The following is a 24,986-nucleotide window of genomic DNA, read 5'->3' as shown; positions in this document are numbered from 1 at the left end:
GTTTGCGGTGCTGGGCGAATCCCGCTTCTTGGTCGGCGGCCAGGGCCAGGGTGTGTTGCTTCATCTTTGTCGCCTTGTGAGGGATGACAATACCAATGCAAGTCACGCGCCAGGTCGGGACTTATTCAGCGTTGCCTTAATTTATGGAATTCAAGGGGCGGTTACAGGCATCTGGCGCACCACATAGTAGTGCGGGTCTTTGGCTTGTTTGAGCAGCGCGGGAATGATCTCGCGGTAGGCGGCCAGCGTGCTTGGGTAGTGGGGTGGACAGTCGCCTTTGACGGTGTTGTGCAACTCGGGCAGCGCGTGGAACGGCACCATCGGGAACATGTGGTGTTCGACGTGGTAGTTCATGTTCCAGTACAAAAAGCGGAACACCGGGTTCATGGTGACAGTGCGGCAGTTCTTGCGGTGGTCGAGCACGTTTTCGGGCAAACCAGCGTGCTGGGTCAGACCGAAAAAGGTGTGCAACCAGCTACCCCCCATCACCGGCAGCAGGCCGAACAAGGCCAGGGGCAACCAGCTACCGAAGTAGATGGCGCTGGCGATCAGCACGGCGTACAGCAGCACCCAAATACGGGCTTCCTTGACCATCTGCGGCCACTCCATTTCAGGCACAAAGGTCTTTTCTTCTTCGCCCAGGATGCCGCAGGCATTGCGCAGTACGCGCCACAGCTCGCGCGGGCCGGATTTGATCGCAAACAGGTTGAAAAACATGCCGACAAAATCGGTGGGCAGTGGCGCGGCGACTTCGGGGTCGCGGCCGGTGACCAGGGTGTCGGTGTGGTGGCGGGCATGGCTCCACTTCCACGCGCTGGGCCGGCGCAGCGCCTGGAAGCAGGCCATTTGGTACAGCACATCGTTCATCCAGCGGGTCTTGAAGGCGGTGCCGTGGCCCGACTCGTGCCAGCGCGAATCGGCCGGGCCCGCGTAGAGCGTAGCGTACACAAAGAACGCCAGCCAGGCCCAGCCGCTGCCCCAGGTGGCGACCAGCACCGCGCCAGCAGCAACGATCAACGCGTACCACAGCACGGTGTCGCGGATGGCCTGTGCGTCTTCGCGCTGCATCAGCTGCTTCATGCGGGCCCGGGGCACGGCGCATTTGTACCAGCTGGCGTTGACCAGCCCGGCAGCCTGGGCACGCTCGCCAGCGCCGGAAATCAGGTGGTAGTCGTCCTGGGTGCGGGTCCAGTTGGGGCCGGCAAAGGCTGTCGATTCAGGGGTGGGCATGGGCTTGTCTCTCGTTGTGGTGCTGCGGATGCCGGATGCTAAAACCAATGCCTGCTGCTGTGGCTAAGGAAAACCTCAGAAACCATCAAATAGTATCAAAAACTATCATTTAGCAGGAGCTAAAACTTGCATTTATGGCAGCAGATGCGATGATTCGCCACTATGAAAGCCAAAATCACCCTGCATGACGTGGCCGAGGCCGCGGGCGTAAGCACCGCCACCGTCGACCGCGTGCTCAACAGCCGCCTACCGGTGCGCGAAGGCACCACCCTGCGCGTCATCGCCGCCGCCGAAAAGCTGGGCTACCACGCCGTGGGCCTGATGCGCGCGCGGCTGAAAGAGCGCGTGCCGGTGCGCCACCTGGGTTTTTGCCTGCAAAAGCGCAACGACCATTTCTACCAAACCCTGGCCGCCGCGCTGCAGCAGGCCGCGGCCCAGAACCAGCCCGAAACCTGCGTCGCTCACATCACGTTCATGGACGCGCTGGAGCCCGCGGCAATAGCCGAGCAGTTGCTGGAGCTGGGCGGCAAGGTGGACGCGCTGGCCGTGGTGGCCGTCGATCACCCGCACGTCACCGCAGCGGTAGAGGCGCTGTTTGAACAGGGCACGCCCTGCTTTGCGCTGCTGAGCGACATCAGCGCGCCTCACCGGGCGGGCTACATCGGGCTGGACAACCGCCAGCGCGGCCGCACCGCCGCCTGGGCCATCAGCCGACTGCAACGGCAGACCACGGGCGAGGTGGGCGTGTTCGTGGGTAGCCACCGCTACCTGGGGCACGAGCTGGCCGAAATCAGCTTTCGCTCGTATCTGCGTGAGAACACGCCCGGCTTCAAGGTGCTGGACACGCTGGTAAACCTGGAAGACCCGCAACTGGCCTACGAGGCCACACTGGAGCTGCTGGCGCGCCACCCCGGGCTGGTGGGCCTGCACCTGACCGGCGGCGGCGGTGCAGGCGTGATCCGGGCGCTACGCGAAGATGCGGGGGACCGCCAGTTGGTGGTGGTGTGCAACGAGCTCAACGCCACCACCCGCGCCGCGCTGATCGATGGCGTGGTGGACCTGGTCATCCACACCCCGCAAGAACGCCTGGCCCAAACGGCCGTAACCCAGATGCTGGCCGCCACCCTGCCCGGCGCGGTGTACGCCGGGCCGCAGCAGAAGCTGCTGGCGATGGACTTGTTCACGCCGGAGAACATGGGCTAACCATCAAATGCTATTAAAAAAATAGCTGCTAGCGTATATATTCATTGCGCTAGAAGCCCATTTCTCTCATAAATTTTAACGCAGGCCAAGTCTGCGCCAAACTGACAAAACCGTCATAGAGCCGACAGCGTGGGGTCGGTCCGCCTGCCTACAGTGGGTGGTGCCATGAACCCATTGAACGCACCCCTGCGGCCCAGCGGCCGCCCCCTTTTCACCGTCCCTGGCTGGCCGCTGCCGCCATGGCCACGTTGTTGGCCGGTTGCGCCGTCGGCCCCGACTACGCCCGTCCCACGCTGGGCCTGCCCACCGCCTACAAGGAAAACAGCGGCTGGAAGCCCGCTGCGCCGCAGCAAATCGATGCCCACCAGCCCTGGTGGGCGATCTACCAAGACAGCACGCTGGATGCCCTGATGGCGCAGGCCAACCACGCCAACCAGAACATCCTGCAGTCAGAGGCCGTGTACCGCGAGGCGCGGGCCATCGCCGCGGCCGCCCCGGCCGGGTTCTTCCCCACCCTGGGCGCCAATGCCGGTGCCACCCGGGCCCAGACCAACAGCAGCGGCAGCGTCAAGCTGGGTGACGACTACAGCCTGGGGCTGGCCGCCAGCTGGGAGCCCGATGTGTGGGGCGCGGTACGGCGCAGCGTAGAGGCGGGCGATGCGGGCACACAGGCCAGCGCCGCCGATCTGGCGGGTGCGCGCCTGAGCATCCAGTCCAGCCTGGCGCAAGACTACATGCAGGTCCGCGCCATCGACCTGCAACGCCAGCTCTACGCCGCCACCACCGAGGCCTATGCCAAGTCGTTGGCGCTCACCCAGCACCAGTACGCCGTGGGCATCGTGCTGCGCTCCGACGTGGCGCTGGCGCAAAGCCAACTGGCCCAGGCCCAGGCCCAGGCGGTTGATCTGGATGCCCAGCGGGCCCAGCTGGAGCACGCCATCGCGGTGCTGACCGGGCAGGCACCGTCGGGCTTTACGCTGGCCCGCATCGACACCCCGGATGGCCTGCATATGGCCATTCCGGTGGTGCCGCCCGGCCTGCCGTCCAGCCTGCTGGAGCGCCGCCCCGACATCGCCGGTGCCGAGCTGCGCATGCGCGGGGCCAACGCCAACATCGGCGTGGCCCAGGCCGCGTTCTATCCGCAGATCATGCTCAGCGCCTCGGGCGGCTTCAGCAGCGCCACCCTGGGCGCACTGTTCAACACGCCCAGCCGGGTCTTCTCGCTCGGCGCGGCTCTGGCACAGACGGTGTTCGACGGCGGCCTGCGCCGGGCCCACAGCGACCAGGCCATCGCCAGTTATGACGCAGCCGTGGCGCAGTACCAGCAAACCGTGCTGAGCAGCTTTCAGCAGGTGGAAGACAACCTCGCCACGCTGCGCCTGCTCGACCAGGAATCGCGCTACCAGGCCCAGGCCGTGGAAGCCGCGCAACTCTCTGAGCGCCTAGCCTTGAACCAGTACCGCGCGGGCACCGCCACCTACCTCGGCGTGGTAACCGCCCAAACCCTGTCGCTGACCAACCAGCGCACCGCTGCCCAGTTGCTGGGCCGCCAGCTGGTGGCCAGCGTGGCACTGATCGCCGCCACCGGCGGCGGCTGGACTGCCGCCGACACCACCGCCCTCCCATCCCCCACCGCCTCGAACCCCATTACCGGTTCAGGAAGCTGATGCCATGACCACCACTCCCCTCTTCCAACGCCGCCCGATCTGGATCGCGGCCACCGCCGTCCTGCTCCTTGGCATCGCCACCGCCTGGTCGCTGCACCACACCGCCTTCGCGGCCAAGCTGGATACCGCCACCAAAGTACCTGCGGTGCAGGTCACCACCGTGCGCGTGCAGCAGCAAAACGTGCAGGTCTACCGCGCAGGCATCGGTGCCGTCAGCGCGATGGCCAGCGTCACGGTGAAAGCCCGCGTCGACGGCCAGCTCGACAAAGTCGGCTTTGCCGAAGGGCAGGACGTGAAGGCCGGGCAACTGCTAGCCCAGCTCGACCCGCGCACGCTGCAGGCCCAACTGGCCCAGGCCCAGGCCACCCGCGCCAAAGACCAGGCAACGCTGGCCAACGCCCGCGCCGACTTGGCCCGCTACGCCACACTGATCGCCCAGGATGCGGCCACCCAGCAGCAGGTAGACACGCAAAAGGCGCTGGTCGCGCAGCTGGAAGCCGCAGTGCAGACCGACAACGCCGCCGTGCAGTACGCCGAGGTGCAACTCAGCTTTACCCGCATCGCCTCCCCCATCAGCGGGCGTGTGGGTGCCCGCCTGGTGGACCCGGGCAACATCGTGCACGCCACCGATACCACGGGCCTGGTGGTCATCAACCAGATCGACCCGATCGCGGTGCAATTCACCTTGCCGGAAGAAGCCGTGCAAGACATCCACCGCGCGCAGGACACGAGCAAGCAGCCGTTGGGCGTGGTCGCATATGACCGCAGCGGCACCGAGCTGCTGGGCACCGGCAAGTTAATCTTGCTGAACAACCAGATCGACACCACCACCGGCACGGTGCAGCTCAAGGGCAGCTTCGCCAACCCCTCGCACAGCCTGTGGCCAGGCCAGTTCGTCAACGTGCGGCTGCAGCTGGGGCTGCGGCAGAACGCGCTGACCGTGCCCGCCGCCGCCGTACAGCGCAGCCAGGCAGGCACCTATGTATGGACCGTAGGAGACGACAGCACCGTGGCCGACACGCCCGTGCAGGTAGCGCAAATTGCCGACGGCGTGGCGGTGATCGCCAAAGGCCTGAATGCAGGGCAACGGGTGGTAGTAGACGGCCAGTACAAGCTCAAGTCCGGCATCGGCATCATCGAGCCGACCCAGGGCAGCGCGGCCAAAACCACGGGCGGGAGCGCCCAGTGAGTATTTCTGCCGCCTTCATCAAACGCCCCATCGGCACCACGCTGCTGGCCATCGCCCTGCTGCTGCTCGGCTCAGCGGTGTTTCCGCTGCTGCCGGTAGCACCGCTGCCGCAGGTGGATTTTCCGACCATTCAGGTCTCGGCCAGCCTGCCCGGAGCCAGCCCCGAGACCATGGCCTCCAACGTGGCGCAGCCGCTGGAGCGGCAGTTCTCGTTGATCGCAGGCCTGTCGCAAATGACCTCCACCAGCGGCCTGGGTTCGACCCAGATCACGCTGCAATTCGATCTGGACCGCGGCATCGATGCCGCCGCGCTGGACGTGCAGGCGGCCATCAACGCCTCAAGCGGCTAACTTCCGGCCACCTTGCCCAGCCCGCCCACCTTTCGCAAGGTCAACCCAGCGGATTCGCCGATTCTGATCCTGGCGGTGCAGTCCAAAACGCTGCCGCTGACCGAGGTCAACGACTATGCCGACAACATCCTGGCGCAGCAGATTTCGCAGATCTCCGGCGTCGGCCTGGTCAATATCGGCGGCGTACAAAAACCCGCCGTGCGGGTGCAGCTAGACCCCACCAAGCTGGCAGCGCTGGGCCTGAGCCTGGAGGACGTGCGCACCGTGCTGGCCTCGGCCACGGCCAACCAGCCCAAGGGCACCATCGACGGGCCGAACCAGAGCTTCACCGTTTACACCAATGACCAGATCCTGAAATCTGGCCCCTGGAACGACGTGATCCTGGCCTACCGCAACGGCGCGCCTATCCGGGTGCGCGACCTGGGCGTGGCGGTGGACGGCCCCGAGAACGCCAAGATCGCAGGCTGGGCCTATGCGGGTGCGGCAGCTCCGGCAGGCAACACCGTACAAAACGGCCGCTCCATCGTGCTGGCCATCACCAAACAGCCCGGTGCCAACGTGATCGAAACCGTGGACCGCATCAACGCGACCCTGCCCAAGCTGAAGGCCTCGATCCCGCCGACGGTAGAGGTCAACGCCATCATCGACCGCACCGAAACCATCCGCGCCTCAGTGAAAGACGTGGAATACACCCTGCTGCTGACCATCGCCCTGGTGGTGATGGTGATCTTCGTGTTCCTGCGCAACGTACCGGCCACGCTGATCCCCAGCGTCACCGTGCCGCTGGCGCTAATGGGCAAGGTGGCGGTGATGTACCTGCTGGGCTACAGTCTGGACAACCTGTCGCTGATGGCGCTGACCATCGCAGTCGGCTTTGTAGTGGACGATGCCATCGTGATGCTGGAGAACATCTACCGCTACATCGAAGAAGGCATGGCCCCGATGGAAGCGGCCTACAAGGGCGCGGGCGAGATTGGCTTCACCATCATCTCGATCTCGGTGTCGCTGATTGCGGTGTTCATTCCGCTGCTGCTGATGGGCGGCATTGTGGGGCGGTTGTTCCGCGAGTTTGCGGTCACGGTCACGCTGACCATCGTGGTGTCGGTGGTGATTTCGCTCACCCTCACACCCATGCTGTGCTCGCGCTTTTTGAAGAACGAGCATGCCCGCAAGCACGGCCGTCTGTACCTGCTGTTTGAACGCGGCTTTGACGCGATGCTGAACGGCTACAAGCGCGGCCTGCACGTGGTGCTAGACCACCAGTTCATCACCCTGTGCGGGTTCATCGCCACGGTGGCGGCCACGGCCTGGCTGTTCGTCATCATTCCCAAGGGCTTCTTTCCGCAGCAAGACACCGGCTTTATTTCGGGCTTTGCCGAGTCGTCGCAAGACAGTTCCTTCACCGCCATGAACGCGCGCATGCTGGCCCTGGCCGACGTGGTGCGGCGTGACCCGGATGTCAGCGGCTTCGGCATGAACGGCAGTTCGTCCACCTACAACACCGGCAACTTCTACATCGCACTCAAGCCCAAAGAAGCAGGCCGCGTGGCCAGCGCCGACCAGATCATCGCGCGGCTGCGCCCGCAACTGGCCAAGGTGGAAGGCGTGAACCTGTTCCTGCAGGCCGGGCAAGACATCCGCGTGGGTGGCCGGGCATCGCGCACGCAGTACCAGTACACCATCACCGATGCCAACCTGGACGAACTCAATGTCTGGGCACCCAAGCTGCTGCAGCGCTTGCGCCAGTTGCCGGAGCTGACCGACCTGGCCTCTGACCAGCAAAACGCTGCCGCCTCGGCAGTGCTGACCATCGACCGCGACCGCGCCTCCAGCTTCGGCATCTCGCCCGCCACCATCGATGCCACGCTGTACGACGCGATTGGCCAGCGCCAGGTAGCGCAGTATTTCACCCAGCTCAACAGCTACCACGTGGTGCTGGAAGTGACGCCCGCGCTGCAGCAAGACCCGGCGTTGTTCAGCAAGCTGTTTTTGAATTCACCGCTCACCGGCCAGCAGGTGCCGCTGTCCACTTTTGTGAAGGTGGACACCAGTAAGACCGCCTACCTGGCCATCAACCACCAGGGCCAGTTCCCGGCGGTGACGATCTCGTTCAACCTGGCACCGGGCCATGCGCTGGGCGAGGCGGTGGATGCCATCAACCAGGCACAGGCCGACATGGGTTTGCCGCAGTCGCTGTCGGGCGCGTTCCAGGGTACGGCGCAGGCCTTCCAGGATTCGCTGTCTTCACAGCCCTACCTGATTGCCGCGGCGCTGGTGGCGGTGTACATCGTGCTGGGCCTGCTGTATGAGAGCTACATCCACCCGTTGACCATTTTGTCCACCCTGCCGTCGGCCGGTGTGGGGGCGCTGCTGATCCTGATGGCGGGCGGCTACGACCTGAGCGTGATCGCGCTGATCGGCATCATTTTGCTGATCGGCATCGTGAAGAAAAACGGCATCATGATGATCGACTTCGCCCTGAAAGCCGAGCGCGAGCACGGCATGGCCCCGCAGGAGGCGATCTACCAAGCCTGCATCTTGCGCTTTCGGCCCATCATGATGACCACCATGTGCGCCCTGCTGTCGGGCCTGCCGCTGATGCTGGGCCACGGCTCGGGCTCGGAGCTGCGCCGGCCGCTGGGCTATGCCATGGTGGGCGGGCTGATCCTGTCGCAGGCGCTGACGCTGTTCACCACGCCGGTGGTCTACCTGTACCTGGATCGGGCACACTATTGGTACCAGGCGCGCAAGCAAGCCCGGGCGGCAAAAAAGGCAGCCCAGGCCGGTAGCGACGCGTTGCCACCCCCCACCATCGTATGAAGATTCTGATTGTCGAAGACGAAGCCAAGACGGCCGAGTACCTGTTTAAGGGCCTGACCGAGCAGGGCTGCGCCGTCGACGTCGCCGACAACGGACTCGACGGCCAGCACCTGGCGATGCAGCACGACTACGATGTGATCGTGCTCGATGCCATGCTGCCCGGGCTGGACGGCTTTGCGGTGCTGCGCGCACTGCGCACCCAGAAACAGACACCGGTGATCATGCTCACCGCCCGCGACCGGGTGGAAGACCGCGTCAAAGGCCTGCACGACGGGGCCGACGATTACCTCGTCAAACCTTTCTCGTTTCTGGAGCTGCTGGCCCGGCTGCAGGCGCTGACCAGGCGTGGCCGCAGCCAGGAGCCGATGCAGTTCAGCATCGCCAACCTGCAGATCGACCTGCTCAAGCGCAAGGCCTTCCGTGGTGGCGTGCGCATCGACCTCACGGCCAAGGAATTCGCCCTGCTAGCCGTGCTGGCGCGCCGCCAGGGCGAAATTTTGTCCAAAACAGCGATTGCCGAGCTGGTGTGGGACATGAACTTCGACAGCAACACCAATGTGGTCGAGGTCGCCATCAAACGCCTGCGCGACAAGATCGACGTGCCCTTTGCGGCCACATCGCCCAAGCTGCTGCACACCATCCGCGGCATGGGCTATGTGATGGAAGTGCGCGACGAGGCCCGGGCCGAGGCGCCGGGCCGGAGCGCCCTGCCGTGAAGCGCTCGATCACAGCGCGGCTGGTCACCATGTTCGCCGCGGCGGCCCTGCTGACCTTTGCGCTGATCGGTGCCGCGCTGTACACCGTGCTGGACCGCGAGCTCACCCGCCACCAGGACGACGAGCTGCACATCGGCCTGAAGAACATGGCGTACTCGATCCAGCACGTGGGCACCGTGGAGCGCTGGAACCGCGTGCAGGCCAAAATGGACACGCTGGCACCGCAAGACGGCAGCATGCGTTTTTGGGTGCTCAGCGACGACCCGCGTTTTCTGTACGGCACAGGCCTGGCCGACATGCAGCGCATGACGCAAAGTGCGGATGGCCGGGGCGCCATCATGCTGCCGGGACACACCTACGCCATGCGCACCCAATCGGTCTACATCGACCCGCTGGACGACCGGCCCGGCGTGCGGCTCATCATCGGCAGCGACTCCACCCCCTACCGGCGCACGCGCCAGGTCTTTTTCAGTGCATTGCTGGGCTTAAGCCTGGTCGCCGTGCTGGCGGTGGCGCTGGCCGGGCACTGGATTGCCCGCGTTGGCCTGAAACCGCTGGTGCGGCTGTCGGACGAAGCGCAAGCATTGCGCCCCAAAACCCTGTCGCAGCGCCTGCCCGAGGCGGCGCTGCCGATCGAACTCAAAGCCCTGACCGGGGCCTTCAACGGCGCGCTGGCCCGGCTCGAAGAAGCCTATGCGCAGCTGGAAGCCTTCAACGCCGACGTGGCCCACGAGCTGCGCACGCCGCTGGGCAACCTGATTGGCGGCACGCAGGTGGCGCTATCGCGGCCGCGCAGTGCGCCCGAGTTGCAGGAGGTGCTGGCATCCAACCTAGAAGACCTGGAGCGGCTGCGCTCCATCGTCAACGACATGCTGTTCCTGGCGCGTGCCGACCGCGGCGAGGTGGCCACTGGCCGGGTGCGCACACCCATCGCCGCCGAGGTGCACAAGACCATCGAGTTCTTTGAGTTCGTGCTGGACGAAACCGGCATGCAGGTGCGTATCGAAGGCGACCAGGGCATCGAAGCGCAGCTGGAAACCGCACTGTTTCGCCGCGCCATGACCAACCTGCTGCAAAACGCCATCGAGCATTCCGAACCGGGCGCGCAGCTGGTGGTGGCGCTGCGCGAAGAGGCCAGCGCCACCTGGATCACCGTGTCCAACCCCGGCGAGCCCATTGCCCGGGCGCACCAGTTGCACCTGTTCGACCGCTTCTACCGCGTCGACGCCGCCCGCCACGGACTTGGCCAGCACCACGGCCACGGCCTGGGCCTGGCCATCGTGAAAGCCGTAGCCGGCATGCACGGCGGCCAGGTCACAGCCAGCAGCGAAGGCGGCACCAACACCATGGGCTTCAGCGTGGCACGGGCTGCGGTGGCGGAAGCGGGATAGTCCACCCAGACGATAAAAGGGACTCTCACATGCACAAGGAAACTTAGGCACGCTTTTTTAGGCTGCGCTTCCAATGGGTTCCAGCCCATGTCCCCAGCACCACGCATATCGCGTAGACCAAAAGCAAAGGTAATGCTGCCAGCGCGAATCCGTAAGTAACAAGAACAACGGGGGTCCATAAAAGCAAAGCCGCAATAAACGCACCTAACCCCACAGGCCAAGCCTTCCCACTACCCAGCACCAGCCCAAGGGGTAAGCCCCAAACCAAACCGAGTAGGTACATTTCTGTAACCATTAGCCACGCAGTCTGCCCTTGCAGTCCTCGGTACGCGCACCACAAAAGAACCAGGCTTCCCATAAAACTTACAGCTGCGGCCAGTAACCGACGGGGCATTTGCATAGGCAGTCTCACTCTACATAGATGGAAACGTTGGTAAATGATTCAAAGATGAATCAATAAAGCTCACTCACCTTTTGATAGCTACTAGCGTATATAACACCTTGGCTAGAGGCCTATTTCTTTTAAATTTTCAACTACACAGCGTCTGCAGCACGACCACCGCCAGCGCGTGGTCTTCGGCCTGCGGCAGGCCCGATACCGTCACGGTGCCCACCACCAAACCCGCGCCGCGGATGCGGATTGGAAACGCGCCGCCGTGGGCCGCGTACTCGCGCGGGTCCAGCCCGGTGGCGGCATCAAAATCTGTGCCCTTGCTGCGGTACAGCGTGCCCATGTAGAACGAGCTGCGGGCGAAGCGGCGCACCACATTGTTTTTGCGGCGCACCCAGTCCACGTTGTCGGGGTTGCAGCTCTCCATGGCGTGCTGGAACAGTTGCAGGTCGCCAAAGCGGATGTCCACCAGCACCGATTGCCCGGCCTGCCGCGCCGCGTTCACGATGCCCAGGCCCAGGTTCAGGGCGGTCTCGCTGGAAAAACGGCCAAATTGCAGGGTCTCTTCCTGGCGCAGCAGTTCTTGCAGCAGGGTTTTTTCGTCTTCGATCATCGATGTCTCCGGGATTAGAAAGTCGCTAAATGTTTGCGCACGTATTCTCCTACCCGCAGGCCCTGGGCGGCCACTGTCAGCGCCGGGTTCAGCGCGGCAGATGACGGAAAAAAGCTGGCATCGACCACAAACAGGTTCGGGTGGTCGTAGGCCCGGCACCACGGGTCCAACGCGGCCTGCGCCGGATCACTGCCCATGCGCACCGTACCGCACTGGTGCGAAGGCGTGTCAATGCCAAACGGGCGGCTCAACACCACCGGAAAGCCCAGGCTGCGCAGCAGCGCCTTGGTGCGCGCCACCAGCGTGGCGTGCGCGGCCATGTTGGTGCGCTGCCAGTGCAGCTGCGCGCTGCCGTCGGCCAGTGGGCGGATGGTGCTGTCAAAGTGCGGCAGGTCTTCGGACATGGCCAGCCAGTCCACGCTGTGGCGGGTCAACATGCGGCCCGCCCAGCGCGGCAGCAGCGGCATGGCCGAGCGCACCATGGGCTCCTGGATGTTGCCCAGCATCTGGATGTGGCCTAGCGGCGTGGGGTGGTCGGGATTGCCGTCGTAAAAGTCGTTCAGCGCCAGGGTTTTGGTGAAACGCGTGGTGTTTTCGGTCAGCGGCAGCATGCCCATCAGGCAACTGGTGTTGTGGTTCATGTAGTAGCGGCCCACGCTGTCCGAGCTGTTGGCCAGACCGCGCGGGTGCTGCGCGTTGGCCGAGCGCTGCAACAGCAGGGCCGAGTTGATGGCCCCGGCACTCAGGATGAACAGCGGCGCGCGGATGGTCTGCACCTGGCCCTGGTGCAGCACTTCGGCGGCCACGATGCGCTGGCCCTGGGCATCGGTCACCAGGCGCAGCACCTGGCTGCCGGTTTGCAGGGTCACGTTGGGGTGCTGCAGGGCCGGGTCGATGAGCCGGGTTTCGGCATCGCCCTTGGCGCCCACGGCGCAGGGAAAGGCATCGCAGGTGCCGCAGCGCACGCAGCTGCCACCCGGGTGCAGGTCTACCGCTGAAGGCATATGGAACGGGTGCAAGCCCTGCCCGGCCAGCTTGGCGGCCAGCACGCCAATCAGCGGCTCGTGCGGGATGGCGGCGTGCGGGTAGGCGCTGGAGCGCAGTGGCTCGGTCGGGTCCAGCCCGGCCTGGCCGTGCACGCCAAACACGCGCTCGGCCTCGGCGTAGTACGGCTCCAGATCGGCATAGCTGATGGGCCAGGCGGGCGAGGTGCCGTCGGTATGTTCAGTAGCCGCGAAGTCGCGCTCGCGCAGGCGGAACATGGCCGTGCCGTAGAACTTGGTGTGGCCGCCCACAAAGTAGTACTGGCCGGGCTGGAAGGGCTGGCCCGCACCGTCCAGCCAGCGCTCGGGGGCGCGGTAGCGGCGCTGGGCAAACACGGCTTCGGCATCGGTGTTTTGCGGCTCGCGCGGCAGGCGTTCGCCGCGCTCCAGGATCAGGATGCGGGCACCGGTGCTGGCCAGGCTGCGCGCCATGGCCCCGCCGCCCACGCCGGAGCCGATGATGACAATGTCTGCGTCCATGGCCTTCAGACGGTTGCTACTGGCGTACTGTGCCCGGTGCGTGCGGCCTCCAGCACCGCCAGCGCGGCCACCAAGGAGCGCAGGCCATCTTCACCCGTGGCCGACGGTACGCCCTGCCCTTGCACGGCCCGGTTGAAAGCCGCCAGCGAATGCGCATACAGGTTGCGTGGCTCCACCGCCACCACGCACTCGCCGTCGGCGGTGCGCAGCCGCACCTCGCCCACGGGTCGCTGTGTCATCACATCGCGGCCCACCAGGGAGCCCAGGCTGCCGTGGATCTCGATGCCGGTGCCCGCATGCGGGACGTTGAAGGCATCGTGCAGTTGCGCCAGCACGCCGTTGTCAAAGCGCAGCACGGCCATCACGCCATCGGCCAGCGGGCCTGCGGTGGGGGTCATGGCGATGGCCTCTACCGGCTCGGCATCCAGCAGGAAGCGCAGAGTGTCGGCATCGTGCACGGTGATGTCCAGCACCACGCCGCCGCCCGCGTCGGCCTTATTTACACGCCAGCCTTGCAGGTGCGCGGGCAGTTGCACGGCATGGAACACGCGGGCAAACAGCGGCGTGCCGATGGCCCCGCTGCGGATGAGATCGCGCATGGCCTGGTGCGTGGCCGCGTTGCGCAGGTGGTGGTTGGTGCCCAGCACCACCCCGGCGCTTTTGCAGGCCGCCACGATGGCCTGGCCGTCCGCCAGGTTCATGGCCAGAGGCTTTTCGCACAGCACATGTTTGCCCGCAGCGGCAGCGGCAATCGCCTGCGCGGCGTGCAGTTCGTTGGTGGTGCTGATGTAGACGGCACCCACCGCCGGGTCGGCCAGCAACGCATCGAGTGCGGTGTACGACTGGGCAATACCGTGGGCCGCCGCGTAGTCTGCGCCGCGCTGGGCGTTGCTGCTCAGCACGGCAGCTACCGTGTTGCCCGGCTGGGCGCGGATCGCGTCGATCATCCATTCGTGGGCGATGGTGCTCGCGCCAATCAGTCCCCAGCCTAAAGTGTGTGCCATCGTGTGCTCCTTGTGTTGTGGAGCCAAGTTTAGGAATTTGCCGAGGCTGGGCTGGCAGAAAAATCGCGAGTTTTTGCACGATTACCGCATCTGTATCCACCACACTGCGTCAATTGCATAATTCAGTCATGCAAGCTTGGTTTGAACAAGTCACCCTCAGCAGCGGCCAGTCGTGGACGCTGTTCGACCGGCAGTTGCCCGCATTTCCGTTCAACTGGCACTACCACCCCGAGTTCGAGCTGACCCTGACGCTGAACAGCAGCGGCCAGCGCTTCGTGGGCGACCACGTGGGCCAGTATGGCGATGCGGATCTGGTGCTGGTCGGCCCGAACCTGCCGCACGCCTGGCAGTCGCGCGCGGCCCTGGACCCGGCCCAGCCGCACCGCGCCCTGGTGCTGTGGTTCCAGCCGCAATGGGCCTACGGTCTGACCCAGCCCTACCCGGAGCTGGACAGCATCGCCCCGCTGCTGGCCGATGCGCGCCGGGGCGTGGCCTTCAGCGCGGCCACTGTCGCCACGGTGCGACCCCGGCTGCTGGCGCTGGTGGACATGGCCCCAGCACAGCGCTGGCTGGGCCTGGTCGAGGTGCTGTTGCTGCTGGCCGCCGACCGCCAGCGCCAACTGCTGGCCCTGCAAGGCTTTGCGACAGACAAGCTACCGCGCGACCGGGCCCGGCTGGACAGGGTGCTGGCCCACCTGCACGCCCACTACGCCGAGCCCATCCGCCTGGACACCCTGGCCGACCTGGCCGCCATGAGCCAGAGCCAACTACAGCGCGCCTTCAAGCGCAGCACCCGCAACACCGTCAGCGGCTACCTGGCGCAGCTGCGCATAGGCCACGCCTGCGCCCTGCTGCTGGACGGCGACCGCCCCATCGCCCAGATAGCCGAGGCCACCGGCTACCGCCAGCAGGGCTATTTCACGCGGCAGTTCCGGGCGGTGAAGGGCATGACACCGCTGGCGTTTAGACGTAGCTTCCGCACGGAAGTGGGTGGTGCCTGAATTGCTCTAATTTAAATAGCTGCTTGCGCCCATTCCATAAGCGCTAGAGCCACTTTTTACCCATAAATAAAAACATGGATAAAAGCGCTCAGTCCGCGATGCGCTCGATGCGCACCTGCAGCGGCCCGGGGCGCTGCAGCGCGGCCAGGCCGGTATCGACCCGGCCCAAACGTACCAGTCCATCGGCGTACACGTTGTTGCCCGCAAAAACCACCAGGTGGTTCAACGGCGCGTAGTAGGCGATATCGCCCACCACCGGGTCCAGGCCCGCCGGTGCGCCTACGGTGGACAGCTCGCGCGGCAGGTCGCCAATGCGCTCGACCTTGGCGAAGTCTCTCAAGGTGATGGACAGGGGCAGCAGCGCCGCAAAGTCGCAGGCGGTAGCGTTGTCTGCCAGGGTGGCGGTGGCCACCTCGCCCTGGACGTGCAGACGGATCTTCATGGGCGGCTCCTGGGCAAAAACGGACGTAGCAAACAAGGCACACATCCACAGCGCGGCACTGCGCAGCCTGCGGGTGGTGCCGTCGGAGGGGGTGTGGTGTGTGGGCATGGCCTGCATTCTGATGGCCCGCGCAGACCTCGTCTAGATAATGAATGCTTACATGGTCTGTTAGCTCATCTAACCAATCTTTCAGGGACACTCGCTCCATGGCACGACGCAACCTCAACGATTTACTGGCCTTTGTCACGGTGGCGCGCGAAGGCAGTTTTACCCGTGCCGCAGCTGCGCTGGGGGTCACGCCGTCGGCACTCAGCCAGGCCATAGCCGGGCTGGAAACGCGCTTGCGCATCCGCCTGCTGACGCGCACCACGCGCAGCGTGTCGCCCACTGCAGCGGGCGAGCGACTGGTGCAGGCCATTGGCCACCGCTTCGACGAGATCGAGGCCGAGCTGGATGCCCTGACCGAGATGCGCGACAAACCCGCGGGCACCGTGCGCATCACCTGTGGCGACCATGTACTGCAGACCACGCTGCTGCCCAAGCTGGCGCCCCTGCTGCTGGCGTACCCGGATGTGAAGGTGGAGTTCGATGTGAACTACGGCTTCAGGGACATCGTGGCCGACCGCTTCGATGCCGGTGTGCGCCTGGGCGACACCATCGACAAGGATATGGTGGCCCTGCCGATTGGTCCCAAGCTGCGCATGGCCACGGTGGCCGCGCCCTCGTACTTCGCCGCCCACCCCAAACCCAAAACACCACGTGACCTGGTTGCGCACCGCTGCATCAACATCCGCTATTCCCTGCAAAGCGGCCTCCCCGCCTGGGATTTTGAACGCCAAGGCCAGCCGCTGAATGTGCGCGTGGACGGGCAAGTGGTGGTGAACACCACCCCCCACGTGGTGGGCGCTGCGCTGGCCGGGCTAGGCATCGCATTTCTGCCCGAAGAAGAGTTCGCGCCCCACATCGAGCAAGGTCGCCTAGTGCGCGTGCTGGAAGACTGGTGCGAACCATTTGCAGGCTATTTTTTGTACTACCCCAGTCGTCGGCAATCGTCACCCGCGTTCTCGCTGGTGCTGGATGCGCTGCGCTTATCCAGCGTAGCCAAGCCCAAGCGGCGCGGATAGAAATTCACCACCTCTTGCCTCACCCAAAACCATGAACACCGTTGATTACCCTATCGGGCGCCATGCCCTACCGTCCGTTCGCCCCGAGTGGGGAGCTGTGCTGTCCCTGGCGCTGTGCGTCTCCGTGTTGATCGCGTCTGAGTTCATGCCGGTCAGTTTGCTGACCCCGATTGCGCACGACCTCGCCATGTCGGAGGGGCGCGCGGGGCAAGCGATTTCCATCTCGGGCATTTTTGCCGTGCTCACCAGCCTGCTCAACGCGCCGTTGACCGGCAGGTTCGACCGGCGGCGGGTCTTGCTGTGCTTTACAGCGCTGCTGACGCTATCGGGCGTGGTCGTGGCATCGGCCACCAATTACACCGTGTTCATGCTGGGCCGCGCACTGCTGGGCATTGCCATCGACGGCTTCTGGTCTATGTCCACCGCCACCATCATGCGGCTCATGCCCGCACATGCCGTGCCGAAGGCATTGGCCCTCATCAATGGCGGCAATGCACTGGCTGCCACCATCGCCGCCCCATTGGGCAGCTTCCTGGGCCAGTATGTAGGATGGCGAGGCGCGTTTTGCCTTGTGATTCCCCTCGCCATCGCTGCATTCGCCTGGCAATGGACCCGCATGCCGCCTCTGCCTGGCGACCGACGCAACCCATCGGGCAATCCGTTCGTGTTGCTGCGGCGGCCTCAGGTGGCTCTGGGCCTGGCGGCCGTCATGCTGCTGTTCATGGGCCAGTTCGCGGTGTTCACCTATCTGCGGCCATTCCTGGAGACCATTACCGGCGTGGAAATTTCTTCGCTATCGCTCATGCTGCTGCTCATGGGCGCCAGCGGCCTGGTAGGCACCTATATCGTGGGGGTGCTGCTGAAAGCGCGGTTGTTTGCCTACCTGGTGCTGATTCCGCTGTGCATGGCGGTAATGGCAGCGCTGCTGATTGCCCTTGGGGCCTCGGCGACAGCGGTGGCCCTGTTGCTGCTGGGGTGGGGGCTGGTGGGCACTGCCGCCCCCGTCGCCTGGGGCGTGTGGTTGAGCAAGACACTGCCGCAAGACGCAGAAGCAGGCGGCGGCCTGATGGTGGCCACCATCCAGTTGGCCATCACCCTGGGCGCAGGGGTGGGCGGTGCCCTGTTCGATGCCGTGGGTTGGTGGAGCACGTTTGCCTTGGGGGCGCTGCTGCTGACCGGGTCCGCAATGTTCGCGTGGGCAGCATGGCGAGCGTCTGTGGCGCCGCACATTGCCTGAACTCAGCGTGCAAACATTGATATAGATCAGCCCGGGCCGCGCGGATCCGGCCATGATGGGCCGGTGCATCTGCTATGTGCTGCACCGCACAGACTCCGCGCGCCCGCCGCTCTACGGTAGGCGCGCGCAATCGAACCAAAGGTCACCTGCATGCACTACAAAGACTACTACGCCACGCTGGATCTGCCGCGCGACGCCAGCCTGGACCAGATCAAGAAGGCCTACCGCAAGCTGGCGCGCCAAACCCACCCCGACGTGTCCAAGGCAGCCGATGCCGAGGCCCGCTTCAAGGAAGCCGCCGAGGCCTACGCCACCCTGAAAGACCCCGAAAAGCGCGCCGCCTACGACGCGCTGGGCCGCCCCAAGCCCGGCGAAGAATTTGCCCCGCCGCCGCAGTGGCGGCACGAGCACGCCGCCGATGCAGCCTCGTTCGACGACCTGGACCTGGCCGACCTGCTGGCCGCGTTGGGCCGCAGCCACCGCGGAGCCGCCCATGGCCCGGTGGCCACCCCGGGCCGCGACTATGAAAACACCGTCTCGCTGCAGCTGGAAGACGCGCACCGTGGCACTACGCTGAATCTGGACCTGGCCGATGCAGGCGGCACGCGCACGTTGGAAGTGACCATTCCGCCCGGCACCCGCGAGGGCCAGAAGCTGCGCCTGCGCGGCAAAGGCGGCAAGGGCCGCCACGGCGGGCCCGATGGCGACATCTACCTGCACATCACGCTGGCACCGCACGCCCTGTTCCGCGCCGACCACCACGACCTGTATTTCGACCTGGCGCTGACACCCTGGGAAGCCACCCTGGGTGCCGAGATCGAGGTGCCCACGCTGGACGGCCCGGTGCTGCTGACCGTGCCCGCAGGCACCCGCGCCGGGCGCAAGCTGCGGTTGCGCGGCCGGGGCCTGGCCCAGGGCAAGGGCGGCCATGGCGACCTGTATGCGCTGGTGCATATCGACGTGGCTGCCACGCCGTCTGAACAAGAGCGGGCGCTGTACCTGGAGCTGTCGCGCATTTCGCATTTCAATCCCCGCCCCCACGCTCCGAAGGAGACCCCATGAACCTCACCCTCATTGAATGGGTCTGGCTGGATGCCAGCGAAACCATGACGCTGGCCGAGCTGTCCAGCTGCTGCGGCATAGCCACCGACGACCTGCAGGAACTGGTGGAGTACAGCGCCCTGGTGCCGCTGCAACCGGCCACGCAGCCGCCCAGTTTCAGCGCCGAATGGGTCACTCCGCTGCGCACCGCAGGCAAGCTGCGCAGCGACTTCGACCTGGAACTGTTCACCGTGGCCTTGCTGCTGGGCCACCTGAACCGCATCGAAACCTTGGAGCGCCAGGTGAAGTCGCTCCAGGCCTTGGTCCCCGCCCACTTCGCCTAAACCTACCTGACCCCCTGGAGAACCTTATGCAACATTACCAAATTGCGGTTGTCGTCGGCAGCCTGCGCAAAGAGTCGTTCAACCAGCAACTGGCTACCGCCATCATCCGGCTGGCCCCGTCCAACTTCTCGTTCAAGCTGCTGCAGATTGGCGACCTGCCGCTGTACAACCAGGACGACGATGCACATCAGGCCGAACCGGTGATCCGCCTGAAGCAGGACATTGCGGCCTCGCAAGGCCTGCTGTTCGTCACGCCCGAATACAACCGCTCGATTCCCGGCGTGCTCAAAAACGCCATTGACCACGCCTCCCGTCCCTACGGCCACAACGCCTGGGCGGGCAAGCCCACCGGGGTGCTGGGGGTGTCGGTCGGGGCCATCGGCACGGCGCTGGCGCAGCAGCATCTGCGCAATATCCTGGCCTATCTGGATGCGCCCACCATGGACCAGCCCGAGGCCTTCATCCACGCCAAAGAGGGTTTGTTTGATGCGAACGGCAACATCGGTGCGGGCAGCCAAGAATTCCTGCAGGGCTGGATGGACCACTTTGTGGCCTGGGTGCAAAAGCAGTCCAACACCATCGCCACCATGGCGACCAAGTAAACCCCGTCCCGCATGTGCTTCTCTGCCACCGCCAGCTTCACGGCAGGGACCGTGCTGCTGGCGATGGGCTCGGTGGCCGCGCGCCGGGCCAGCCAGGCGCAGCGGCACCGGGATCTGCCATTTGCGCTGATCCCGGTGCTGTTTGGCATCCAGCAACTGTTGGAAGGGGCCTTGTGGCTCACCTTTCCCGACAAAGCCCCCTGCCTGAACGTCGCCTTGACGCAGTCGTATTCGGTGTTTTCGCAAGTGCTTCGGCCCATTTATGTGCCGGTGGCGGTGCTGCTGATGGAAACCGTGCCCTGGCGGCGCAAGCTGCTGGTAGGTGTGGCGCTGGCAGGCACGGCGGCGGGCCTGTTCTTGCTCTACTACCTGCTGCGGCTGCGGGTGGTGGCCCAGGTCAGCGGCCAGCACATCGTCTACATCTTTCCGCACTTTCACGTGCTGGCCGCCAGCGGGCTGTACCTGCTGAGCACCTGCGCCAGCCCGCTGCTGTCCAGCCAGCGGGCGGTGTGGTTGTTTGGCGTGGTGGCTACCGTATCGTTCATCGCCGCCTACACGGTCTACACCACTTGGTTTATTTCGGTGTGGTGCTTTTTTGCGGCTATTTTGAGCGGCATCGTGCTGCTGCACTTCCCCCGGCACCGCGCTGCCCGAGAATCTACCGAACTATAAAAAATATAGCTAACTGCATAGGTAGTACATACGCTAGAGGCCTAAAAAGCTGATAACTTCGCCCTCCACAAGGGGTGGCCGTGAAGCCTACCCGGCGCGCTTGTCCTACACGGGTTTGACCGCCTGCGGTGTGCAATAGAGGCTAGCTTGCGGAGGCCCCTATGTCATTACATTTTTTGAAAGAGCTGTCGCAGTACGATGGTGATACCTACATCAACAACCCGGTGGAAGTCGGGTGGTTGGTCACGCTCAAACACAACGGTTTGGTCGATGCCGACATCGGCCCGCCCGCCCTGACCAAATACCCTAGCCGCCCCCCGATGTACGCCATTGCGCGCGGCCTGACGGTCCGGGGCTATGCCGCGTTAGGCATGCGGCCCCGGCGGCGGCGCTCGTTCTGGAGCATGATTTTTGGCTTCCAGCGCCGTAAATTTCCCCGGCTGAAATTCCGCATCCAAGAGCCCAAATCTACGCTGCGGTGGTGGAGCTAGCCGGGTTGTTCGGCGCAGGCCCTGCAGTCTCAGGCACCAGCATGGCTTCCAGCGCCTTCAAGCGAAATGCGCGCGGGCTCAGGCCTGTGTGTTTGCGAAAGAAGCGCCCAAAGTAGGTTTCATCGGCAAAGCCCAGGTTGTCAGCCAGCTGCTGGATGCTGTTGCTGGTGTAGACCAGGTCACGCTGGGCCTCGTGCACCAGCCGGGCGTTGATCACATCCAGGCTGGACATGCCCAGCACCTCGCGGCACAGGCGCGAGAGCTGGCCCGGCGTGATGCCCAACTGCTCGGCATAGGCGGTAATGGGCAGATGCTGCTTGAAGCGGGCATCCACCATGGCGCGAAATTTCTCGATCTGTCCCGTCTTGCGCGGGTTGCCGTGCGCCCGTGCGGCCTGCTGCACCTGGGCCAGCCGCGCCACCTGCACGCACACCGCGGCCACCAGCGCCATGCCCGCATTCACCTGCCCGGCCGAGAGCAAATGCGCCTCGCGCTCCAGCGACAAAAACAAGGGCATCAACGTAGCCGCGTGGCCGCTGCTGTCGTCCAGGGTAATGATGGCGGGCTTGCGGATAGTGGGCAACAGCCCCGGCATGGCCACACTTGCCAGCGACTCCAGGGGCCGCTGCGCCGCCGTGACCACCGGCCCGTCCATGTCGTCCGAGAAGCTAAAGGCATGCACGGTTTGTGCGGGAATCAGCAACAGGCACGGCGCGCGGACGGCAAACTTGGCGTGGTCTAGCAACACCTCGGCCGTGCCCTGCATCAGGTACAGGATCTGGATGAAAGCGTCGTGCTTGTGGGGCCTGATTTCCCAGTTGTAAGGACGGGAGCGCTGCGGAATCCACTCAAAATCGAACGAGTTTTGCCAGCCCGGCGCGGCCTGGTCGCCGTACAGCGCGTAATTCGGGATAACCCTGGTTGCCACATAGTTCCCCTGAAAGATGCACGAACTGTCTGGGTTTTCGCGTGAATTGTCAAACCGGTATTTGCCCGTAATTTGAACAATAGGGTCTTCAAATAACAAGGAGACCCGCATGCCCGACACCCCCCGCCACTGGCTGCAACTTGACGGCCAGGTCTGCGCCGTGACCGGGGCCGCCAGCGGCATTGGCGCCGCCATCGCCCGCAGCCTGGCCCAGGCCGGAGCCCGGGTGGCCCTGCTCGACCGCGATCTGGCCGGTTGCGAACACATCGCCGCCACGCTCAGCGCCCAGGGCGCGGCAGCCATGGCCGTGGCCTGCGATGTGGCCTCGGAAGCCAGCGTGCAGGCCGCCGCCCAGCGCGTGCAAGCCGCCTGGGGCCCCACTTACGCCCTCATCAACAACGCGGGCATGTTGCGCGCCGGGGGTCTGGCCGATGTGAGCCTGGACGACTGGAACGCAGTGCTGGCCGTCAACCTCACCGGCTACCTGCTGTGCGCCCGCGCGTTCGGGGTGCAGATGCGCCAGGCCGGGCGCGGCAGCCTGGTGCACGTGGCCTCGGTCTCGGGCCTGACCCCGCAGACCCAGAGCGGGGCCTACAGCGCCAGCAAGGCCGGGGTGCTGCTGCTGTCGCGCCAGCTGGCGGTGGAATGGGGGCCGCAGGGCGTGCGCAGCAATGCGGTGTGCCCCGGGATGGTTCGCACCGCGCTGTCGGCCAAGTTTTACGAGGAGCCCGGCTTTGAGGCCAAGCGCGCGGCCGTCACCGCCAGCCGCCGCGTCGGCGAGCCACAGGACATTGCCGATGTGGCGCTGTTCCTGGCCAGCCCACGCGCCGCCTACGTCAACGCCGCCGAAATTGCGGTGGACGGCGGCATGACCTCCATGCTGATGGACATGGTGCCCCGCCCCGGTTTCAACGCCACCTGAGGAACACAAAGATGACCCAAATAATCGAATGCGACCTCGTCGTCGTCGGCTCCGGCGCAGCCGGCCTGGCCACCGCCATCACCGCCCGCAAGCGCGGCCTGGACGTGGTGGTACTAGAGAAAGAACCCGTTTTTGGCGGCACCACCGCGCTGTCGGGCGGCGTGCTGTGGATTCCCCTGGGGCCACATGGCCGCAAGCAGAACCCGGCCGACACCCTGGAAGCCGTGCGCACCTACATGCAGCAGGAAACCGGCAAGTTCTTTGACGCAGAAGCGGTAGAGGCCTTTCTGGCCTACGGCCCGAAGATGGTGGAGTTCTTCGAGCGCGAAACCGCCACCCAGTTCATCCCCACGATGTACCCCGACTACCACCCCGACGCGCCCGGCGGTGTGGACCTGGGCCGCTCCATCCTGGCCGCGCCCTACGACATCCGGGGCCTGGGCAAAGACATGGCGCGGCTCAAGCCCCCGCTGAAGACGATCACCTTCATCGGCATGATGTTCAACTCGTCCAATGCCGACCTGAAGCACTTCTTCCAGGCCACCAAGTCGCTGACCTCGTTCGTCTACGTGGCCAAACGCCTGGTTACGCACCTGAAAGAGCTGGCCCAGTACGGCCGTGGCATCCATGTCACCAGCGGCAACGCGCTGGCGGCACGCCTGGCCCAGTCCGCGCTGGACCTGGGCATTCCCATCCTCACCAGCACCCCGGTGCGCGAAGTCACCCTGGCCGATGGCCGCGCCACCGGCGTATTGGCCGACGGCGCAAATGGCCCGTGCCGCATCGCCGCCCGCCATGGCGTGGTGCTGGCCTGCGGCGGCTTTCCGCAAGACATCCAGCGCATCGCCAAGGCCTATCCGCATGTGCGGCGCGGGGGCGAACATTTGTCGCCCACGCCCCTGGGCAACACCGGTGACGGCGTGGCCATGGCAGAAAAGTTGGGGGCCAACGTGGATATCCGTTTCGAAGACAGCGCCGCCTGGATGCCCGTTTCGCGCGTGCCCTACCGCGACGGCACCTTCGGCGTGTTCCCGCACCTGCTGGACCGCTACAAGCCCGGCATCATCGGCGTGCTGCGCAACGGCCAGCGCTTCACCAACGAGTCCAATTCGTACCACGACGTGGGTGCGGCCTTGGTGCGCGCCTGCGCAGGCCAGAAGGAAACCGCCATGTGGCTCATCTGCGATAAAACCACCATCGCCAAATACGGCCTGGGCTATGCCAAACCCGCGCCCATGCCGCTGGGCGGCCACCTGCGCAGCGGCTACCTGGCCAAGGGTAATACCCTGGCCGAGCTGGCCGCCCACGCCGGTATCGACCCCGCCGGGCTGGAGCAGACCGTACGCAGCTACAACACCGGTGCCGTGCACGGCCAGGACCTGGCCTTCCACCGCGGCAGCACCAGCTTCAACCGCTACCTGGCCGACCCCGCCCACCAGCCCAACCCCTGCGTGGCCCCGGTGCAGACCGGCCCGTTCTATGCGCTCAAGGTGGTGATGGGCGACCTGGGCACCTTCGACGGCATCCAGACCAGCGTGGTGGGCGAGGTGCTTAAACGCGACGGCTCAGCGATTGCCGGCCTGTACGCCGTGGGCAACGACCGCGCCAGCGTGATGGGCGGCAACTACCCTGGTGCGGGCATCACCCACGGGCCCAACATGACCTTTGGCTTCATCACCGGCAACCACATCGCCGACCGGGCCGGAGCCGCACCATGAACCGCGCCAAACCGCTGATCGACCACCGCACCTACACCATTGCGCTGCGCAAGATGCCGGAGTTTCTGGAGGTATTCAACCGCTTGGCGATGCCCATCCTGATGGAGACGCTGGGCCACCCCGTAGGCTTTTACACCAGCCTGGTGGGGCCGCAAAACCAGTTTGTGCACCTCTGGGCCTACGAGAATCTGGCCGACTACGAGCGCCGCTGCTTCGCCCGCGACACCCACCCCGGCTTCGGCGCGTACCTGGCGGCATCGGGGCATTTGATCACCGCGCAAGAGACGCGCTTGGTCAAGGCGGTGGAGATGCCCGCCTTGGGTTAATGCTATTTAATTTATAGCTTCTTGCGCAGGTGGAATATGCG

22 protein-coding genes and 1 pseudogene are annotated in these 24,986 nt (G+C 65.1%); 17 read left to right on the top strand and 6 right to left on the bottom strand.

The genetic code is table 11. The annotated features are described in order from the left end of the window. Nucleotides 1-150: 150 nt before the first annotated feature. Nucleotides 151-1,230 (bottom strand): fatty acid desaturase family protein, encoded by a 1,080-nt coding sequence (locus Q0T48_RS03255; protein ID WP_295952321.1) that lies wholly within the window; start codon nucleotides 1,228-1,230, stop codon nucleotides 151-153. A gap of 162 nt (nucleotides 1,231-1,392) precedes the next feature. Here Q0T48_RS03255 and Q0T48_RS03250 point away from each other — a divergent pair, with 162 nt between their 5' ends. The 6 genes and pseudogenes from Q0T48_RS03250 (at nucleotide 1,393) to Q0T48_RS03225 (ending at nucleotide 10,566) form a co-directional block, all read left to right on the top strand. Next, nucleotides 1,393-2,433 carry a substrate-binding domain-containing protein gene (locus Q0T48_RS03250; RefSeq protein WP_295952319.1) on the top strand — a complete coding sequence of 347 codons (1,041 nt, stop codon included), beginning with the start codon at nucleotides 1,393-1,395 and terminating at the stop codon, nucleotides 2,431-2,433. A gap of 239 nt (nucleotides 2,434-2,672) precedes the next feature. Beyond that, entirely contained in the window at nucleotides 2,673-4,100 is a 1,428-nt protein-coding gene (locus Q0T48_RS03245; protein WP_295952316.1) for an efflux transporter outer membrane subunit, read from the top strand. 4 nt (nucleotides 4,101-4,104) lie between these two features. Further along, complete coding sequence (locus Q0T48_RS03240; protein ID WP_295952311.1) at nucleotides 4,105-5,289, top strand: efflux RND transporter periplasmic adaptor subunit; 1,185 nt, start codon at nucleotides 4,105-4,107, stop codon at nucleotides 5,287-5,289. After that, nucleotides 5,286-8,459, top strand: a pseudogene (locus tag Q0T48_RS03235) (efflux RND transporter permease subunit). Before Q0T48_RS03240 ends, Q0T48_RS03235 begins: the two are co-directional and overlap by 4 nt. Continuing rightward, nucleotides 8,456-9,175 (top strand): heavy metal response regulator transcription factor, encoded by a 720-nt coding sequence (locus tag Q0T48_RS03230; protein ID WP_295952308.1) that lies wholly within the window; start codon nucleotides 8,456-8,458, stop codon nucleotides 9,173-9,175. The pseudogene Q0T48_RS03235 and the gene Q0T48_RS03230 overlap by 4 nt, the downstream one beginning before the upstream one ends. Then, nucleotides 9,172-10,566, top strand: a complete 1,395-nt coding sequence (locus Q0T48_RS03225) for a heavy metal sensor histidine kinase (RefSeq protein WP_295952305.1) — start codon at nucleotides 9,172-9,174, stop codon at nucleotides 10,564-10,566. Before Q0T48_RS03230 ends, Q0T48_RS03225 begins: the two co-directional genes overlap by 4 nt. A 530-nt stretch (nucleotides 10,567-11,096) precedes the next feature. On the opposite strand, the gene Q0T48_RS03220 is transcribed toward Q0T48_RS03225, so the two are convergent. From Q0T48_RS03220 to Q0T48_RS03210, 3 genes are read right to left on the bottom strand one after another with little or no spacing between them, the layout of a single operon-like run. After that, nucleotides 11,097-11,570, bottom strand: a complete 474-nt coding sequence (locus Q0T48_RS03220) for a heme-degrading domain-containing protein (protein ID WP_295952302.1) — start codon at nucleotides 11,568-11,570, stop codon at nucleotides 11,097-11,099. 14 nt (nucleotides 11,571-11,584) lie between these two features. Next, nucleotides 11,585-13,093, bottom strand: a complete 1,509-nt coding sequence (locus tag Q0T48_RS03215; RefSeq protein ID WP_295952299.1) for a GMC family oxidoreductase — start codon at nucleotides 13,091-13,093, stop codon at nucleotides 11,585-11,587. 5 nt (nucleotides 13,094-13,098) lie between these two features. Next, nucleotides 13,099-14,097, bottom strand: coding sequence for a Gfo/Idh/MocA family oxidoreductase (locus tag Q0T48_RS03210; protein WP_295952296.1), 999 nt, complete (start codon nucleotides 14,095-14,097; stop codon nucleotides 13,099-13,101). A 128-nt stretch (nucleotides 14,098-14,225) separates the two neighbouring features. Between Q0T48_RS03210 and Q0T48_RS03205 the strand changes: the two genes are divergently transcribed. After that, nucleotides 14,226-15,098 (top strand): AraC family transcriptional regulator, encoded by an 873-nt coding sequence (locus Q0T48_RS03205; RefSeq protein WP_295952294.1) that lies wholly within the window; start codon nucleotides 14,226-14,228, stop codon nucleotides 15,096-15,098. Nucleotides 15,099-15,186: 88 nt separating this feature from the next. Here the strand turns inward: Q0T48_RS03205 and Q0T48_RS03200 are convergent, their stop codons facing one another. Further along, nucleotides 15,187-15,648, bottom strand: coding sequence for a cyclophilin-like fold protein (locus Q0T48_RS03200; protein WP_295952291.1), 462 nt, complete (start codon nucleotides 15,646-15,648; stop codon nucleotides 15,187-15,189). 98 nt (nucleotides 15,649-15,746) lie between these two features. Between Q0T48_RS03200 and Q0T48_RS03195 the strand changes: the two genes are divergently transcribed. From Q0T48_RS03195 to Q0T48_RS03165, 7 genes are all read left to right on the top strand, one after another. Next, a complete protein-coding gene (locus tag Q0T48_RS03195) occupies nucleotides 15,747-16,664 on the top strand; it encodes a LysR family transcriptional regulator (protein ID WP_295952288.1) in 918 nt (305 codons plus the stop codon). A gap of 31 nt (nucleotides 16,665-16,695) precedes the next feature. Continuing rightward, nucleotides 16,696-17,901: an MFS transporter gene (locus Q0T48_RS03190; RefSeq protein WP_295952285.1), complete on the top strand. Its 1,206-nt coding sequence runs from the start codon at nucleotides 16,696-16,698 to the stop codon at nucleotides 17,899-17,901. Nucleotides 17,902-18,051: 150 nt separating this feature from the next. After that, nucleotides 18,052-18,963, top strand: coding sequence for a DnaJ C-terminal domain-containing protein (locus Q0T48_RS03185; RefSeq protein ID WP_295952282.1), 912 nt, complete (start codon nucleotides 18,052-18,054; stop codon nucleotides 18,961-18,963). Further along, nucleotides 18,960-19,286, top strand: coding sequence for a chaperone modulator CbpM (locus tag Q0T48_RS03180; protein WP_295952279.1), 327 nt, complete (start codon nucleotides 18,960-18,962; stop codon nucleotides 19,284-19,286). Before Q0T48_RS03185 ends, Q0T48_RS03180 begins: the two co-directional genes overlap by 4 nt. Nucleotides 19,287-19,312: 26 nt before the next feature. Then, entirely contained in the window at nucleotides 19,313-19,888 is a 576-nt protein-coding gene (locus tag Q0T48_RS03175) for an NAD(P)H-dependent oxidoreductase (protein ID WP_295952276.1), read from the top strand. 12 nt (nucleotides 19,889-19,900) lie between these two features. Next, nucleotides 19,901-20,560: a DUF6629 family protein gene (locus Q0T48_RS03170; protein ID WP_295952273.1), complete on the top strand. Its 660-nt coding sequence runs from the start codon at nucleotides 19,901-19,903 to the stop codon at nucleotides 20,558-20,560. 161 nt (nucleotides 20,561-20,721) lie between these two features. After that, nucleotides 20,722-21,051: a hypothetical protein gene (locus tag Q0T48_RS03165; protein WP_295952269.1), complete on the top strand. Its 330-nt coding sequence runs from the start codon at nucleotides 20,722-20,724 to the stop codon at nucleotides 21,049-21,051. Here the strand turns inward: Q0T48_RS03165 and Q0T48_RS03160 are convergent. Beyond that, complete coding sequence (locus Q0T48_RS03160; protein WP_295952266.1) at nucleotides 21,029-21,979, bottom strand: helix-turn-helix domain-containing protein; 951 nt, start codon at nucleotides 21,977-21,979, stop codon at nucleotides 21,029-21,031. The two genes, Q0T48_RS03165 and Q0T48_RS03160, sit on opposite strands and share 23 nt — an antisense overlap. Nucleotides 21,980-22,088: 109 nt before the next feature. On the opposite strand from Q0T48_RS03160, the gene Q0T48_RS03155 reads away from it, so the two are divergent. The 3 genes from Q0T48_RS03155 to Q0T48_RS03145 are packed head-to-tail and all read left to right on the top strand — an operon-like array spanning nucleotide 22,089 to nucleotide 24,945. Continuing rightward, nucleotides 22,089-22,901 carry an SDR family oxidoreductase gene (locus tag Q0T48_RS03155; protein ID WP_295952263.1) on the top strand — a complete coding sequence of 271 codons (813 nt, stop codon included), beginning with the start codon at nucleotides 22,089-22,091 and terminating at the stop codon, nucleotides 22,899-22,901. An 11-nt stretch (nucleotides 22,902-22,912) separates the two neighbouring features. Then, nucleotides 22,913-24,619 (top strand): FAD-dependent oxidoreductase, encoded by a 1,707-nt coding sequence (locus Q0T48_RS03150; protein WP_295952261.1) that lies wholly within the window; start codon nucleotides 22,913-22,915, stop codon nucleotides 24,617-24,619. Further along, nucleotides 24,616-24,945 carry an NIPSNAP family protein gene (locus Q0T48_RS03145; protein WP_295952259.1) on the top strand — a complete coding sequence of 110 codons (330 nt, stop codon included), beginning with the start codon at nucleotides 24,616-24,618 and terminating at the stop codon, nucleotides 24,943-24,945. Before Q0T48_RS03150 ends, Q0T48_RS03145 begins: the two co-directional genes overlap by 4 nt. Nucleotides 24,946-24,986 lie beyond the last annotated feature (41 nt).

The sequence above is a fragment of the Rhodoferax sp. genome (assembly GCF_025354435.1).
In the GTDB taxonomy this organism is placed as follows: domain Bacteria; phylum Pseudomonadota; class Gammaproteobacteria; order Burkholderiales; family Burkholderiaceae_C; genus Rhodoferax_B.
Note: the sequence above shows the minus strand (reverse complement) of the source record. Positions and strands in the feature narration are given on the sequence as shown.

What these genes read in the sequence shown, in the direction of transcription:
- Q0T48_RS03255 (WP_295952321.1), bottom strand. Translation starts at nt 1,230, where the DNA reads ATGCCCACCCCTGAATCGACAGCCTTTGCCGGCCCCAACTGGACCCGC.
- Q0T48_RS03250 (WP_295952319.1), top strand. Translation starts at nt 1,393, where the DNA reads ATGAAAGCCAAAATCACCCTGCATGACGTGGCCGAGGCCGCGGGCGTA.
- Q0T48_RS03245 (WP_295952316.1), top strand. Translation starts at nt 2,673, where the DNA reads ATGGCCACGTTGTTGGCCGGTTGCGCCGTCGGCCCCGACTACGCCCGT.
- Q0T48_RS03240 (WP_295952311.1), top strand. Translation starts at nt 4,105, where the DNA reads ATGACCACCACTCCCCTCTTCCAACGCCGCCCGATCTGGATCGCGGCC.
- Q0T48_RS03230 (WP_295952308.1), top strand. Translation starts at nt 8,456, where the DNA reads ATGAAGATTCTGATTGTCGAAGACGAAGCCAAGACGGCCGAGTACCTG.
- Q0T48_RS03220 (WP_295952302.1), bottom strand. Translation starts at nt 11,570, where the DNA reads ATGATCGAAGACGAAAAAACCCTGCTGCAAGAACTGCTGCGCCAGGAA.
- Q0T48_RS03215 (WP_295952299.1), bottom strand. Translation starts at nt 13,093, where the DNA reads ATGGACGCAGACATTGTCATCATCGGCTCCGGCGTGGGCGGCGGGGCC.
- Q0T48_RS03210 (WP_295952296.1), bottom strand. Translation starts at nt 14,097, where the DNA reads ATGGCACACACTTTAGGCTGGGGACTGATTGGCGCGAGCACCATCGCC.
- Q0T48_RS03205 (WP_295952294.1), top strand. Translation starts at nt 14,226, where the DNA reads ATGCAAGCTTGGTTTGAACAAGTCACCCTCAGCAGCGGCCAGTCGTGG.
- Q0T48_RS03200 (WP_295952291.1), bottom strand. Translation starts at nt 15,648, where the DNA reads ATGCCCACACACCACACCCCCTCCGACGGCACCACCCGCAGGCTGCGC.
- Q0T48_RS03195 (WP_295952288.1), top strand. Translation starts at nt 15,747, where the DNA reads ATGGCACGACGCAACCTCAACGATTTACTGGCCTTTGTCACGGTGGCG.
- Q0T48_RS03190 (WP_295952285.1), top strand. Translation starts at nt 16,696, where the DNA reads ATGAACACCGTTGATTACCCTATCGGGCGCCATGCCCTACCGTCCGTT.
- Q0T48_RS03185 (WP_295952282.1), top strand. Translation starts at nt 18,052, where the DNA reads ATGCACTACAAAGACTACTACGCCACGCTGGATCTGCCGCGCGACGCC.
- Q0T48_RS03180 (WP_295952279.1), top strand. Translation starts at nt 18,960, where the DNA reads ATGAACCTCACCCTCATTGAATGGGTCTGGCTGGATGCCAGCGAAACC.
- Q0T48_RS03175 (WP_295952276.1), top strand. Translation starts at nt 19,313, where the DNA reads ATGCAACATTACCAAATTGCGGTTGTCGTCGGCAGCCTGCGCAAAGAG.
- Q0T48_RS03170 (WP_295952273.1), top strand. Translation starts at nt 19,901, where the DNA reads ATGTGCTTCTCTGCCACCGCCAGCTTCACGGCAGGGACCGTGCTGCTG.
- Q0T48_RS03165 (WP_295952269.1), top strand. Translation starts at nt 20,722, where the DNA reads ATGTCATTACATTTTTTGAAAGAGCTGTCGCAGTACGATGGTGATACC.
- Q0T48_RS03155 (WP_295952263.1), top strand. Translation starts at nt 22,089, where the DNA reads ATGCCCGACACCCCCCGCCACTGGCTGCAACTTGACGGCCAGGTCTGC.
- Q0T48_RS03150 (WP_295952261.1), top strand. Translation starts at nt 22,913, where the DNA reads ATGACCCAAATAATCGAATGCGACCTCGTCGTCGTCGGCTCCGGCGCA.
- Q0T48_RS03145 (WP_295952259.1), top strand. Translation starts at nt 24,616, where the DNA reads ATGAACCGCGCCAAACCGCTGATCGACCACCGCACCTACACCATTGCG.